Below are 12,936 nucleotides of genomic sequence, written 5' to 3' on the forward strand. Positions count from 1 at the left end.
TTTTAAAGATTAAAAGCGGGTTTCTGTGTTGCAAAATTAATTAAAAAAAGGAGGCGTAATTCATAAAATAATTACAATTTTGGGGCAAAATTATTTTTATGGAATCGAAGCAGTTAAAATGGGTGTACTTGATGGTTCTTGCCTTGGTTTGGGGAAGTTCCTTTATATTAATAAAAAAAGGGTTAATTGGTTTGACAGCTTTACAATTAGGATCGTTGCGAATCATTTTTGCCGCTGTTTTTTTAGTGCTGATAGGATTTAAAAGTTTATCTAAAATTCCGGCGCATAAATGGAAGTACATTGCCTTAACCTCTCTTTTCGGGACATTTATGCCTGCTTATCTTTTTGCGATTGCCCAAACCGAAATTGACAGTTCCGTGAGTTCTATTTTAAATTCTCTAACTCCTTTAAATACATTAATTTTAGGGGCTTTAGTTTTTGGATTGCAATTCAAAAGGAATCAGATTTTTGGAATTCTAATTGGTTTAATAGGAAGCGCTTTGTTGATTTTGAATGGTGCTATTCATCATCCGGAACAGAATTATTATTATGCTATTTTGGTTTTAATAGCGTCTATATGTTATGCGGTTAATGTGAATCTTATTAAGAAATATTTGCATGATTTGAGTCCGTTGAGTATCACTACCGGTAATTTTATGGTGTTGTTTTTTCCAGCATTCTTTATTTTGTCTTTCTCCGGTTTCTTCGAAGTGGTACACGATGTGAAAGTGCAGGAATCGGTTTTGTTTATTGTGGTTCTTGGAGTTGTGGGAACTGGAATTGCGAATATTCTGTTCTTTAAACTCATCCAAATGTCTTCGCCTGTTTTTGCTACCTCGGTAACGTATTTGATTCCTGTTGTTGCTTTTTTCTGGGGATTATTAGACAATGAAACGCTGACTCCTGTTCAGTTTTTTGGTGCCTTTATTATTTTAATCGGAGTGTATTTATCGGCTAAAAAATAGATTCGAAAGCGTTATAAAACAACAAAGGCCGTCTTTTTAGACAGCCTTTGTTCACTAATTCAAGTTTTGATTATTGAAAATCAGCATCTGAAACACCTTCGTTAATTTTTACATCAGATATTTTAATGTCCAATTCAAATCCTATATTTTGGATAATATTAAAAGGAATCTTAACTCCTTTTACTTCTTTGTAATCTCCATAATTTGTAGTTTGAGTGATGCTTTGACCGCCTTGTTCTACGACTTTAGATTCTGCCAATTTTAATCCGGAAGTTACATCATAATAAAATGTTGTTTTTCCGTTTTTTACGGCATACGCCTCTTTTCCGCTGATTGTTTCTATACCGCTTAATACCAATCCTTCTTTTTTAGAAAGTAATAATTCTTCAAAAGTTGTTGCGCTTGCTTTCATGTCGGTAAGGGTCGTTCCTTCGATGTTTTGGCGTTGCCCTTGTTGCATTACGTAAGCTCCTTTTTCATTTACCACCTGTTTCATCAAGCTCATGGTTCCCATCGCTAATTCAACCATTAATTTACCTTTAACGTCAATTTTTGTAGTGAAACTTAATGGAGAAGGCGCTTGCGGAATAGTCGTTGTTCCGTTCATTGCAATCGTTTTTACAGCGGAAGCCGCTTTTTCTCCGCCAATAGCTTTGATGTAGTTATCAATAACGCTTTTGGCAGTTACGCCAGCAGGAGGGTCTTTCTTGAAAACTGGTTTTTCCAATGAATTACCATATTTGTCAAAATAAAACATTGGGATTTTTAGTTTTTCCAAAGCTGGAATCACTTCCGATCCTTTGCCGGCAATAATGATTCGTTTGTTGTCTAAAAGGAAATATTTGTTGGCTGCACGAAGAACATCATCAGCAGTTACCGCATTGATGGTTTTAATGTAGTTTTCATAAAAATCTTTTGGAAGATCTTCGGTCTCTATATTTAAAGCATATCGGGCAATTGATTGTGGTTTTTCTACCTGCATAACAAATCGTCCTATGTAACCGGCTTTAGTGTTGCTCAATAATTCTTCGCTTACTTTCTCCGTACGTATTTTTTTGATTTCCTTGATAAATTCAACTACGGCACTATCTGTAACTACGTTTCTTACTGCCGAGGTCGATCTTAATTTGGTTACATATTTTCCGCTTCCTATTACGGAACTAGCGCCGTAAGTCCAAGCGTGTTTTTCTCTTAAATTCATATTAAGGTAACTATTGAAATCACCTCCAAGTATTGAAGTGGCGATTACGGCAGGGAAGAAATCAGGATCACTCATTTTTAAATTCAAAGTATTTACTAATGAAATCTCCGATTGTACTGCATTAGGAACGTCAACAAAATTGATTTGAGTAAACGGTACATTTTCTGGTGCTGCGTAGGTCAATTTTGGCGTGCTTCTTTTTTGCCATGATCCAAAAAGTTTCTCTACTATTGGCTTTGCTTCTTTGTATTTGATGTCTCCAATAATCACTAAATATGCGTTTTCAGGAACAAAATAATTGGCGTAATTAGCTTGAATGTCTGCAAGTGTTACATTTTTAATCGTTTCTTCAGTCATGTATTCTCCGGAAGGGTGGTTTTTTCCAAAAGCAAGTGCGTCAACAACTCTGTTTGCAATTGCAGGAACGCTCTTTTCTTGAGATTTAAGTCCCTCCAGTAATTTTGCTTTCTCTTTCTCGAATTCTTCTTGAGTGAAATTGGGATACAAGGCTCCTTCGGCCATTAATTCTAGAATTCGTTTAGAATATTTAGAAAGAGTACTTGCGTAAGCGCCTTGAGAATTAAAATTAAGATCAGCCCCCAGAAAATCAATCTCTTCGTTGAAAGCATCTTTTGCTAATTTTTTACTCCCGTTTCCGATCATGCTGCTCGTTAAGTCATCAACTCCTTTTTTATTGCCTTCAACATAAGGAGCGTTGTCCAGCGAAAGACTGAAGCTAACTTTTGGCAGCTTGTGATTTTCAACAATCATGACCTTCAGGCCATTAGGCATAACAAAAGTTTGTGGTTTTTTGATGTTTACTACTGGTGAAACTCCAGGTTTTGGTTGTGTGCGATCTTGTGCCTGCATAATTCCTGTTACCAACAAAATGAATACTAATATAATTGTTTTTTTCATGATTTAGAATGTCTTAGTTTTTAGCCTGTTCTGTGGAAGGAATATAATCCAAAAGCAATCTTTGGTTTGGATTCAAATATTTTTTTGCTACGTCTCTAATTTCCTCACGAGTAATAGAGTGTAAAAGTTCTATCTCGGTGTTGATTAAATTGATATCGCCGTAAAGCATATAATAGGTTGCTAAATTTTCGGCAATTCCTTCTACATTTGAATTGGCATTCACAAAATTATTGTCAAACTTATTTTGTAATTTTTGAAAGTCTTTCTCCGAAATCAATTCGGTTTGAATTTTTACAATTTCTTCATCAATTTCTTTTAGGATATCGGCGGCTGTGTTAGTTCCCATTGGCAAGCCATACAAAATATACATTCCGTAATCTTCCTGACTAAAACCAACAGCACCTATTTGTAAAGCCATTTTTTTCTCATCAACTATTTTTTTGTACAATTTAGAACTTTTACCATCACTTAAATAAGAAGAAATGAAATCCAAAACTCTGGCATCTCTTGTTTTCATTGAGGGTGTTCTGTACGAAGCAACTAACATTGGAATCTGGATGTTGGCATCCTGATACGTTGCCTTTAAAGTTTGAGTGATTGGCTCTTCAACAAAAGTTTGTTTTGTGATAGCTGTTCCTTTTTTTATAGACCCAAAATATTTCTGAATCCATTCTTTGGCTTGATTTTTTTCGAAATCACCGGCAACCACTAAAACAGCATTGTTTGGAATGTAGAATTTTTTATTAAATGCTTGGAATTCTTCTAAGGTTGCAGCATCTAAATCTTTCATGGAACCAATGGTAGTCCATCGATACGGATGATTTTTGAACATATTTTCTTTTACAACGGTAAGAATATTTCCATAAGGGCGATTGTCAAAACTGGTTCTTTTCTCCTCTTTTACAACTTCATTTTGGGTATCAACACCAATTTGATTGATTACAGGATGCATTAATCTTTCGGATTCCATCCAAAGGGCTAATTCTAAATTATTAGAAGGAAATACTTCGTAATAATAGGTTCTGTCATCCGAAGTGTTAGCATTGTTTGTTCCTCCGTTTGCACTTACAATTTTCATCCATTCCCCACGTTTAATATTTTCGGTTCCCTCAAATAATAAATGTTCAAAGAAATGGGCAAAACCAGTTCGGTCCGGTTTTTCGTCTTTGGAACCCACGTGATACATCACAGAAGTGACAACTACGGGGGCAGAAGGATCGTTATGTAAAATGACATGCATGCCATTGTCTAAATTATATTCTTCGAAAACTACTTTTTGAGCCGAAGCTATTCCACCAAGCATGAGCGCTGTACTTAAGGCCATTATTGATTTTTTCATATTGGATTAATAATTTTATTTACTAGTAAGTAACGAAAATGCAGGTATTGTTACATCAAAAACACTATAGAATGAAACTTTAACAACTGTTGATTTAGAGTATTTATTAAATAACTTCAAAAGTATGATAAATCAAGGTGTTAGGCTCGGTAATTATTTTTGTTTTACTAATTGCAGGTTAAATATTTAATTGTATATTTGCAACCTTAAAAATTATTAAAACAATTCAGTATGTATGCAATCGTAGAGATAGCAGGGCAACAGTTCAAAGTAAGCAAAGACTTAAAGGTTTATGTTCACCGTTTGACTAATGAAGAAGGTTCAAAAGTTTCTTTTGACAAAGTTCTTTTATTAGATGATAACGGAACTATCACTTTAGGCGCCCCAGCTATAGAAGGTGCTTCAGTAGAAGCTAAAGTGTTACAACACTTAAAAGGAGATAAAGTTATCGTTTTCAAAAAGAAAAGAAGAAAAGGATACAAAAAGAGAAACGGTCACAGACAATATCTTACTCAAATTGTAATTGAAGGTATTACTGGTGTTGATGCAAAGAAAGCAGCTCCTAAAAAAGCAGCAGTTGAAGCAACTACAGAAGAAGTTGAAGCTCCAAAGAAAAAGGTAGCTAAAGCTAAAAAAGAAGACACAAAAGAATAATAACAAAATAAAACTAATACGTCATGGCTCACAAGAAAGGTGTCGGTAGTTCTAAGAATGGTAGAGAATCAGAATCAAAACGTCTAGGCGTTAAGATATTTGGTGGTCAAGCTGCTATTGCTGGGAACATCATCGTAAGACAAAGAGGTTCAAAACATAATCCAGGTGCAAACGTTTACATTAGTAAAGATCACACACTACACGCAAGAGTAGATGGAGTTGTTTTCTTCCAAAAGAAAAGAGATAACAAATCGTATGTTTCTATCCTTCCATTTGAAGTTGAAGCATAATTGATTTTCTCAATTATTTAAAAACCCGTTTCGATTTTTATCGAAACGGGTTTTTTGTTTTCTTCACCCCCATCCCTAAGTCTCAGGGCTCTCCGAAGAAAGTGGAGACGATAGGTTGAAGGGTTTTATTTTAGCTTTGATGTAATTGATATTGTATTTTGCTTACGAAGTCGGGAGACTTCGAAGAGCTAGGTGTCTGAATGGTTTTGTATATTCATTTAAGTAGAGTTGTTACTTTTTATAAAAACTTCCAGCTGTTTGCAATAAAATTAAACTTCTGATTAGATTTATTCTAAGGTTTTGTATAAAATATAGACGTTCAACAGAAAGTAGAAAAAGGCTGGTAAGGAAACTAACAAAGAGTCTTTCATCTTTATTCTTACACCTACACCAAGCAGCATCAACAAAGCTAAACCTCCTGAGGCAAAAACTAAAATAGTGTGGTTCTGGATACCTATAAATAAGCCTAAAGCGCCTGTCAATTCTAAAACAGCGGTTAATATTCCAAACTTTTCGAGACCAAAGCGTTTGAATTCATTTTTCATGTTTGCAGAGACAAAATAAGCGATTCCGTAGATGAGAAAGGAGGATGCTGAAAAGAAAATTAGTGCATTTAAAAAATTCATATTTTAATTATTTGGAAGCGAATAGCGCTACAAAAAGGGATAACGCCAAAAGGAATAAAGATGGAAAATGTTTAGACCAGGGATTTTTTGCTTTAAAATGAAAAAATTGTGCGCTTGCCATTAAAAAAGCCATTAAAAGTGCCGGTATAAAGACTAATTCAGGATACCAAATTCCTGTTATTAACAAAGTTGATAAGGCTATTTTTGTGGCTCCAACGGCATTTCTTGTCAAATCCGATATGCCGTATTGCTTAAATTCGGCAACGATGTTGTCAAGCCTAAAAATCCAAACATAACTTACGGACAACGCGATTACAAGTTGGGCAATAATAGAATAAGTATTCATGGTTTTATAGTTTAGGTTGTTCTTTTCTTCGGTTTTATTAATAGGTCTTTTCAGTAGGTTTAATTTCCTGAAAAAGAAATAATTTACTCAAATATACCATAAACTTAGAACATAATGATTCCGTTGTTAATTTATTAATAATGGCTGTTGCTTTTATTGTGCTGTCAATTAAACCTTGGTCTGTTTAGGTAATAACTAGCAAATTAAATCTGTGAACAACGGAACCAACCAAAAACCAAAAAAACCCTCACATTGCTGTAAGGGTTCTAAAAATCTAAAAATCTAATTTCAGACTAGTATCTGTAATATTCTGGTTTGAATGGACCTTCAACTGGAACACCAATATAATCCGCTTGATCAACACGTAATGTTTCTAATTCAACACCTAGTTTGGCTAAGTGTAGCATTGCTACTTTCTCATCTAAATGTTTTGGTAACATATACACGTCATTGTTATATGCCGCGCTGTTTTTCCACAATTCAATTTGAGCCAAAGTTTGGTTCGTAAAGGAGTTGCTCATTACAAAACTTGGGTGACCTGTAGCGCAACCTAGGTTTACCAAACGACCTTCAGCCAAAATGATGATGTCATTTCCAGCAATAGTATATTTGTCTACTTGTGGTTTGATTTCAATTTTTGATGCACCGTGGTTTGTGTTCAACCAAGCCATATCAATTTCGTTGTCAAAATGCCCAATGTTACAAACGATAGTTTTGTCTTTCATTTTTTCGAAATGAGAACCCAAAACGATATCTTTATTTCCAGTAGTCGTAATGATGATATCAGCAGTAGCAATAACGGTATCTAATTTCTTTACTTCAAAACCGTCCATTGCAGCTTGAAGTGCACATATTGGGTCAATTTCAGTAACTGTAACAATAGAACCAGCACCTCTAAAAGAAGCTGCAGTTCCTTTACCTACATCACCGTAACCACAAACGATTACTCTTTTTGCAGCAAGCATTAAGTCAGTTGCACGACGAACCGCATCAACTGCAGATTCTTTACAACCGTATTTATTATCAAATTTCGATTTAGTAACCGAGTCATTTACGTTAATTGCAGGCATTGGCAACGTTCCAGCTTTTACTCTTTCGTACAATCTGTGAACTCCTGTTGTAGTCTCTTCAGATAATCCTTTAATTCCAGCAACTAATTCCGGGAAACGGTCAATAACCATATTTGTCAAATCTCCACCGTCATCAAGAATCATGTTCAATGGTTTTCTGTCTTCACCAAAGAATAATGTTTGCTCAATACACCAGTCAAAATCAACTTCGTTCAAACCTTTCCAAGCATAAACTTGAATTCCTGCAGCAGCAATAGCTGCAGCAGCTTGATCTTGAGTAGAAAAAATGTTACAAGAACTCCAAGTAACTTCGGCACCAAGAGCGATTAAAGTTTCAATCAAAACCGCAGTTTGGATTGTCATGTGCAAACATCCTGCGATACGAGCACCAGCAAGTGGTTGTTCGTTTTTGTATTCCGCACGAAGCGCCATTAAACCTGGCATTTCAGCTTCTGCTAGTTCAATTTCTTTTCTTCCCCAAGCCGCTAGAGAAATGTCTTTAACTTTGAAAGCCACAAAAGGCATAGTTGTAGTACTCATTTATAGTATATTTGTAATTGTAAAATTTTTTTGCAAATTTACGGAATAACTTTAGAATTTTACTGTTTTCTAAAAGATTTATGAATTGTTTAATTCGCTAATCTTTTGAACATTAACTAAATAATTTCTTTAAACTGAACTTATTTTAGTTTCTGGAGCTATTTCCTGTTATTCGCTATATCTTTTTCCACGCAAAAAAGCGTGAAAAAAGGATGTCGCTGCTACCAGGGCTAAAAAACCAAGAACACAATACGATGCCACTTTACAAAACGATACATGTCAATTCCACTACTCAAATCCTCGTTTGGAAAGTAACGGAATCCTATACGGAATTATTAGAACAAGTGGTCTTAAACGATAGTAATCGCATACGACTCGACGGAATGAAATCCGAAATGCACCAACGCGCCTTCCTGAGTGTTCGCAAATTATTACAGGAAACGGGTCACACCGATTTAGATTTGTATTATGATGAATTCGGCAAGCCGCATCTTCATGGGGAGAAACACATTTCCATAACGCATTCCCATAATTTTTCGGCTATAATCATTAGCGAGGAAACCGTAGGAATCGACATCGAATTGCAAAGAGATAAAATCACTCGAATCGCAGATAAATTTTGTGACTCCGAATTTCAATTCTTGGATATGGACAGTCACGATTACATTCGAAAACTAACGGTAATTTGGGGTGCCAAAGAAGCCATTTTCAAAATTAGAAACGAAAAAGGAATCAGTTTCAAAGACCATATAAATCTTTATTCATTTGAGTTAAATGTTAAGCAAAATAAAGCTGAACTTCATTTTAATAATTTGATTATAGATTTCAATATTCATTTTGAAGAAATGGAAAATTTCACATTGGTTTATGCTTTTGAAAATTAAAACCAACTGCAAATTAACGAATTAGCGGTAAAACGTATGAAGAACCTATACAGTCAAATAATAAAATCCAAAACGAATAACCAAAAATTACTCGCTATTCTTCTTGATCCCGACAAATTGGTTTTAGAAAACCTAGATCTTTTAATTTCAAAAATTAACCAATCGCCGGCATCTCATATTTTCATTGGCGGAAGCCTGGTTACAACTGCTATTATTGATGAATTAATTGTAAAAATTAAACAAAACTGCAATTTACCAATCGTTCTTTTTCCCGGAAACCCATCTCAGATTTCAGATAAAGCAGATGCGATTTTGTTTCTGTCGCTAATCTCAGGAAGGAATCCCGATTATTTAATAGAACATCAGGTAAATGCGGTTCCGATTTTGAAACAAACAGATTTAGAGATAATCTCAACTGGTTATATTTTAATCGAAAGTGGAAATGAAACTGCAGTAGGACGCGTTAGTAAAACCAAACCGCTGAATCGGAATGATATTGATTATGTAATTCAAACCGCACAAGCAGGAGAAATGTTAGGCAATAAATTGATTTATCTTGAAGCGGGAAGCGGTGCAAAACAAGCTGTTCCTTTTGAAATGATTAAAAAAGTTTCTCAAAATATTGAAATTCCATTAGTTGTTGGAGGCGGAATTGAAGATTTGCAAGGAATTCAAAAGGCGTACAATGCAGGAGCCGATTTGGTGGTAATAGGAACAGCCTTTGAAAACGACATGAATTTTTTTAATCAATAATTTAATTTTTGCAATGATAGAACACTTTTTTTCTCAATATAGAGATTACCCAACATTAGATATAGTTTTAGAAATTGTAGCAGTCATTTTTGGTTTATTAAGTGTTTGGTTCGCTAAAAAAGATAACATTTTAGTATTTCCAACAGGGATTGTAAGTACCTTAATATTTGTTTATTTGCTTTGGAAATGGACTTTATGGGGCGATATGATGATTAATGGTTATTATTTTATAATGAGTATTTATGGATGGTACCATTGGACCAGAAAAAAAGAGGATACGGTTGAGTTCACAATTTCAAAAATTTCGAGTTCTGAAAAACGAATTGCGATAATTCTTTTTATATTTACGGTTGCTTTTGTGGTTTCGGTATATCACTATTTCGGAAAATTCACCACTTGGTACGCTTATGTAGATACATTTATCACAGGAATTTTCTTTGTAGGAATGTGGCTCATGGCCAAAAGGAAAGTAGAAAATTGGATATTTTGGATTATTGGAGATGTAATTTCAATTCCACTATATTTTTCAAAAGGATTTACTTTTACAAGTTTTCAATACGTAGTATTTACAATAGTTGCCGTTTTTGGCTATTTAGAATGGAAGAAAATCTCAGACAGCTCTCAAACGGAGCTACAAAAATAATTAAAATAGCTCTATTTGGCCCAGAAAGCACGGGGAAAACCACATTAGCAAAACAACTAGCTGAATATTATAAAACAGAATGGGTTCCTGAGTTCGCACGAGAATATCTTCAAGAAAAATGGGATAAAAAACAACTTATTTGTACTGTTGATGACATGATGCCAATTGCGTATGGCCAAACCCAATTAGAAAATAAACGTCTTTTAATCGCTAATAAATACCTCTTTTGTGATACTAATTTAATGGTGACTAAGGTTTTTTCAGAGGTGTATTATGGCTGTTGTGACCCGTTATTGAATCAAGCGGCTCTTGAACATGAATACGATTTGTTTTTTCTGACTGATATTGACGTTCCTTGGGAAAAAGATGATTTAAGAGATACCCCTGAAAAAAGAGAATCTGTATTTTCGGTTTTTAAACAATCCTTGATCGATAATAAAAAGCCATTTATAACACTTTCGGGAGACAAGAATTTACGGTTAAATAAAGCGGTTTCAATAATTGATGATTTGACAGAAGCTAAGAAAATGGGTTTTTCTCCAACTGATTTTGTGCAAATTTATGAACATGGAGTTCCATTGAAAAACATCAAACAACAATTGAGTTTTTTTAGAAACGGAATAACAAAGAGTAATCTGGTGGGACCGGCAACTTTATTGAATGGTATTTTAAAATTATCTGAAAAAGATTTTCAAGAAAAAGCAGCATTTTTTGATAAAAACAAAACAAATTTAAAATTAGAAAAATTCGTTCCTGCATCTGGAGCGGCAAGTAGAATGTTTAAGTTTTTAATTACTTTTTTGAATGAATTTGATATTGAAAATGAAAGTATCAACGCCTATATAAACAGGAAAAAAGATACTGAGTTATCTATTTTTATAGTGGGTTTAGAAAAATTTCCATTTTTCAAGGCAATTGATAAGAAATTAAGAGAAGAGTTTCCAGACTTTGATTCGCTTAGTAGGGATTATAAAAACTATTATTTTATAAAGTTGCTTTTAGCTAAGGATTTCTTTGCTTTTTCAAGCAAACCTAAGGGAGTACTTCCTTTTCATAAATACAAGACTCATATTGCGACGGCTTTGGAAGAACATTTGTATGAATGTGCTTATTATTCGAGTTCAAATACGAATGCCCATTTGCATTTTACGGTTTCAGAAATCCATCAAAATCAATTTGAAAGTATAATTGATGCTATAAAAAAACCAATTGAAAACCAATCAGGCACGACTATAAGCGTTAGTTATTCCTATCAAAACAAAAATACAGATACCCTTTCGGTAGATTTTGAAAATAAACCTTTTAGGGATGAAAAGGGACGATTATTTTTTAGACCGGGAGGTCATGGTGCTTTGATTAATAATTTAAATAATCAGGACACCGATATTATTTTTATAAAAAACATTGACAACGTAATTCAAAATAATATTCAAAAAATTGCTTTTTATAAAAAAGCATTAGCAGGAATTCTAATAGAAGTACAACAACAAGTATTTAAGCATTTGTACGCACTAGATGCTAAAGAAATTGAACAAGAATATGTTGATGAAATTTCACTCTTTTTGGAAGAAAAATTAAATGTTAGAACTCCAGACGATTTTTACGAACGTAGTTTTGAGGATAAAATTATGGCCCTTAAAGCTCTTTTAAACAAACCCATCAGAGTTTGTGGAATGGTAAAAAATGAGGGAGAACCTGGTGGCGGACCGTTCTGGGTAAAAGATGAAAAAGGCGGAGTCTCCTTGCAAATTGTAGAAAGCTCTCAAGTAGATTTGTCAAATGAAGGGCAAAAGAAAATCCTAGATAACGCTACTCATTTTAATCCCGTAGATTTAGTTTGTGGGCTTAAAAATTATAAAAAAGAGAAGTTTGACTTAACGAAATTCGTGGATCATAACAGCGGATTTATTGTAGAGAAAAACACATTAGGAAAAACTATCAAATCGTATGAATTACCGGGTTTATGGAATGGTGCTATGACAAATTGGATTACCCTATTTGTTCAAGTGCCTTTAATTACATTCAATCCGGTAAAAAGCGTAAATGATTTATTAAAATCGGCACACCAGCCTCTATAAAATTGGAAAGAGAAAAAATCATATCAGAATTAACTTTTAAAGCCGTCCGCAGTAGCGGAGCCGGCGGTCAGAACGTAAATAAAGTTTCTTCAAAAGTGGTATTGACTTTTGATTTGAAAAATTCTCAAGCTTTAACCGAAGAAGAAATACTTTTGGTTGAAACCAAATTGTCTTCCAGAGTAACAACGGATTCAGTTTTAATCTTGAATTGTGACGAAGATCGAAGTCAGTTTAGAAACAAAGAAATTGTAACCAAACGATTTTTGGAACTTATAAAAAATGCATTGCTTATTCCTAAAGAACGTAGACCAACTAAAATTCCTAAGTCGGTTATTAAAAAGCGAATAAAGAACAAAAAGAACATTTCTGAAATTAAAAAGACACGCAGAAAACCTGATTTTTAAAATTTATTTCAATTCATAATTTATAATTCACAATTTATAATTAGTTTTGCGCTGTCTCAAAGGGGTGCTCTAAATAACGAGCTGAGATTATACCCAAAGAACCTGGACAAGTAATGTTGTCAAGGGAAAAAATGACAAGTAAATAGCATGCACACTACTTTATTTGTCATAGGAAACAATCATTTTTTAATTTAACAAAAGAATAATTCCCCCTTTTATTCGTAA

Annotated in this window: 13 protein-coding genes; 8 read left to right on the plus strand and 5 right to left on the minus strand. The window is 34.0% G+C overall.

Annotated elements, in window-relative coordinates; genetic code table 11:
• Window positions 1-98 precede the first annotated feature (98 nt).
• On the plus strand, window positions 99-965 hold the full coding sequence (locus ACNQGD_RS00710; protein ID WP_417994230.1) for a DMT family transporter: 867 nt from the start codon (window positions 99-101) through the stop codon (window positions 963-965).
• A 70-nt stretch (window positions 966-1,035) separates the two neighbouring features.
• On the opposite strand, the gene ACNQGD_RS00715 is transcribed toward ACNQGD_RS00710, so the two are convergent.
• Both ACNQGD_RS00715 and ACNQGD_RS00720 read right to left on the minus strand, forming a co-directional pair.
• The gene (locus ACNQGD_RS00715; protein ID WP_417997976.1) at window positions 1,036-3,084 is read right to left on the minus strand and encodes a M16 family metallopeptidase; all 2,049 of its coding nucleotides are present in this window, start codon (window positions 3,082-3,084) and stop codon (window positions 1,036-1,038) included.
• A gap of 13 nt (window positions 3,085-3,097) precedes the next feature.
• On the minus strand, window positions 3,098-4,423 hold the full coding sequence (locus tag ACNQGD_RS00720) for a M16 family metallopeptidase (RefSeq protein WP_417994228.1): 1,326 nt from the start codon (window positions 4,421-4,423) through the stop codon (window positions 3,098-3,100).
• A gap of 231 nt (window positions 4,424-4,654) precedes the next feature.
• Between ACNQGD_RS00720 and rplU the strand changes: the two genes are divergently transcribed.
• Together rplU and rpmA are read left to right on the plus strand one after the other, a co-directional pair.
• On the plus strand, window positions 4,655-5,077 hold the full coding sequence (gene rplU / locus ACNQGD_RS00725; protein ID WP_417994227.1) for a 50S ribosomal protein L21: 423 nt from the start codon (window positions 4,655-4,657) through the stop codon (window positions 5,075-5,077).
• 23 nt (window positions 5,078-5,100) lie between these two features.
• Window positions 5,101-5,367, plus strand: a complete 267-nt coding sequence (gene rpmA, locus ACNQGD_RS00730; protein WP_086453627.1) for a 50S ribosomal protein L27 — start codon at window positions 5,101-5,103, stop codon at window positions 5,365-5,367.
• 287 nt (window positions 5,368-5,654) lie between these two features.
• On the opposite strand, the gene ACNQGD_RS00735 is transcribed toward rpmA, so the two are convergent.
• The 3 genes from ACNQGD_RS00735 to ahcY form a co-directional block, all read right to left on the minus strand.
• On the minus strand, window positions 5,655-5,993 hold the full coding sequence (locus ACNQGD_RS00735; RefSeq protein WP_417997977.1) for a DoxX family protein: 339 nt from the start codon (window positions 5,991-5,993) through the stop codon (window positions 5,655-5,657).
• Window positions 5,994-6,000: 7 nt separating this feature from the next.
• Window positions 6,001-6,339, minus strand: a complete 339-nt coding sequence (locus tag ACNQGD_RS00740; protein WP_417997978.1) for a DoxX family protein — start codon at window positions 6,337-6,339, stop codon at window positions 6,001-6,003.
• Window positions 6,340-6,632: 293 nt separating this feature from the next.
• The gene (gene ahcY, locus ACNQGD_RS00745; protein WP_417995876.1) at window positions 6,633-7,949 is read right to left on the minus strand and encodes an adenosylhomocysteinase; all 1,317 of its coding nucleotides are present in this window, start codon (window positions 7,947-7,949) and stop codon (window positions 6,633-6,635) included.
• A 254-nt stretch (window positions 7,950-8,203) separates the two neighbouring features.
• Here ahcY and ACNQGD_RS00750 point away from each other — a divergent pair, with 254 nt between their 5' ends.
• The 5 genes from ACNQGD_RS00750 to arfB are packed head-to-tail and all read left to right on the plus strand — an operon-like array spanning window position 8,204 to window position 12,711.
• Window positions 8,204-8,833 carry a 4'-phosphopantetheinyl transferase family protein gene (locus ACNQGD_RS00750; RefSeq protein WP_417998263.1) on the plus strand — a complete coding sequence of 210 codons (630 nt, stop codon included), beginning with the start codon at window positions 8,204-8,206 and terminating at the stop codon, window positions 8,831-8,833.
• A gap of 36 nt (window positions 8,834-8,869) precedes the next feature.
• Window positions 8,870-9,586, plus strand: a complete 717-nt coding sequence (locus ACNQGD_RS00755; RefSeq protein ID WP_417997979.1) for a phosphoglycerol geranylgeranyltransferase — start codon at window positions 8,870-8,872, stop codon at window positions 9,584-9,586.
• A 13-nt stretch (window positions 9,587-9,599) separates the two neighbouring features.
• Window positions 9,600-10,229, plus strand: coding sequence for a nicotinamide riboside transporter PnuC (gene pnuC / locus ACNQGD_RS00760; RefSeq protein WP_417995878.1), 630 nt, complete (start codon window positions 9,600-9,602; stop codon window positions 10,227-10,229).
• Entirely contained in the window at window positions 10,184-12,307 is a 2,124-nt protein-coding gene (locus ACNQGD_RS00765; RefSeq protein WP_417997980.1) for a DUF4301 family protein, read from the plus strand. Before pnuC ends, ACNQGD_RS00765 begins: the two co-directional genes overlap by 46 nt.
• 2 nt (window positions 12,308-12,309) lie before the next feature.
• On the plus strand, window positions 12,310-12,711 hold the full coding sequence (gene arfB, locus ACNQGD_RS00770) for an alternative ribosome rescue aminoacyl-tRNA hydrolase ArfB (protein WP_417994868.1): 402 nt from the start codon (window positions 12,310-12,312) through the stop codon (window positions 12,709-12,711).
• The last annotated feature ends 225 nt before the right edge of the window (window positions 12,712-12,936 follow it).

Source organism: Flavobacterium glucosi, from assembly GCF_048286535.1.
GTDB lineage: Bacteria > Bacteroidota > Bacteroidia > Flavobacteriales > Flavobacteriaceae > Flavobacterium.

Coding starts and splice junctions, on each gene's coding strand:
- ACNQGD_RS00735 (WP_417997977.1), bottom strand. CDS start 5,993: ATGAATTTTTTAAATGCACTAATTTTCTTTTCAGCATCCTCCTTTCTC.
- ACNQGD_RS00715 (WP_417997976.1), bottom strand. CDS start 3,084: ATGAAAAAAACAATTATATTAGTATTCATTTTGTTGGTAACAGGAATT.
- ACNQGD_RS00750 (WP_417998263.1), top strand. CDS start 8,204: ATGCCACTTTACAAAACGATACATGTCAATTCCACTACTCAAATCCTC.
- pnuC (WP_417995878.1), top strand. CDS start 9,600: ATGATAGAACACTTTTTTTCTCAATATAGAGATTACCCAACATTAGAT.
- ACNQGD_RS00720 (WP_417994228.1), bottom strand. CDS start 4,423: ATGAAAAAATCAATAATGGCCTTAAGTACAGCGCTCATGCTTGGTGGA.
- rplU (WP_417994227.1), top strand. CDS start 4,655: ATGTATGCAATCGTAGAGATAGCAGGGCAACAGTTCAAAGTAAGCAAA.
- rpmA (WP_086453627.1), top strand. CDS start 5,101: ATGGCTCACAAGAAAGGTGTCGGTAGTTCTAAGAATGGTAGAGAATCA.
- ahcY (WP_417995876.1), bottom strand. CDS start 7,949: ATGAGTACTACAACTATGCCTTTTGTGGCTTTCAAAGTTAAAGACATT.
- ACNQGD_RS00765 (WP_417997980.1), top strand. CDS start 10,184: ATGGAAGAAAATCTCAGACAGCTCTCAAACGGAGCTACAAAAATAATT.
- ACNQGD_RS00710 (WP_417994230.1), top strand. CDS start 99: ATGGAATCGAAGCAGTTAAAATGGGTGTACTTGATGGTTCTTGCCTTG.
- ACNQGD_RS00755 (WP_417997979.1), top strand. CDS start 8,870: ATGAAGAACCTATACAGTCAAATAATAAAATCCAAAACGAATAACCAA.
- ACNQGD_RS00740 (WP_417997978.1), bottom strand. CDS start 6,339: ATGAATACTTATTCTATTATTGCCCAACTTGTAATCGCGTTGTCCGTA.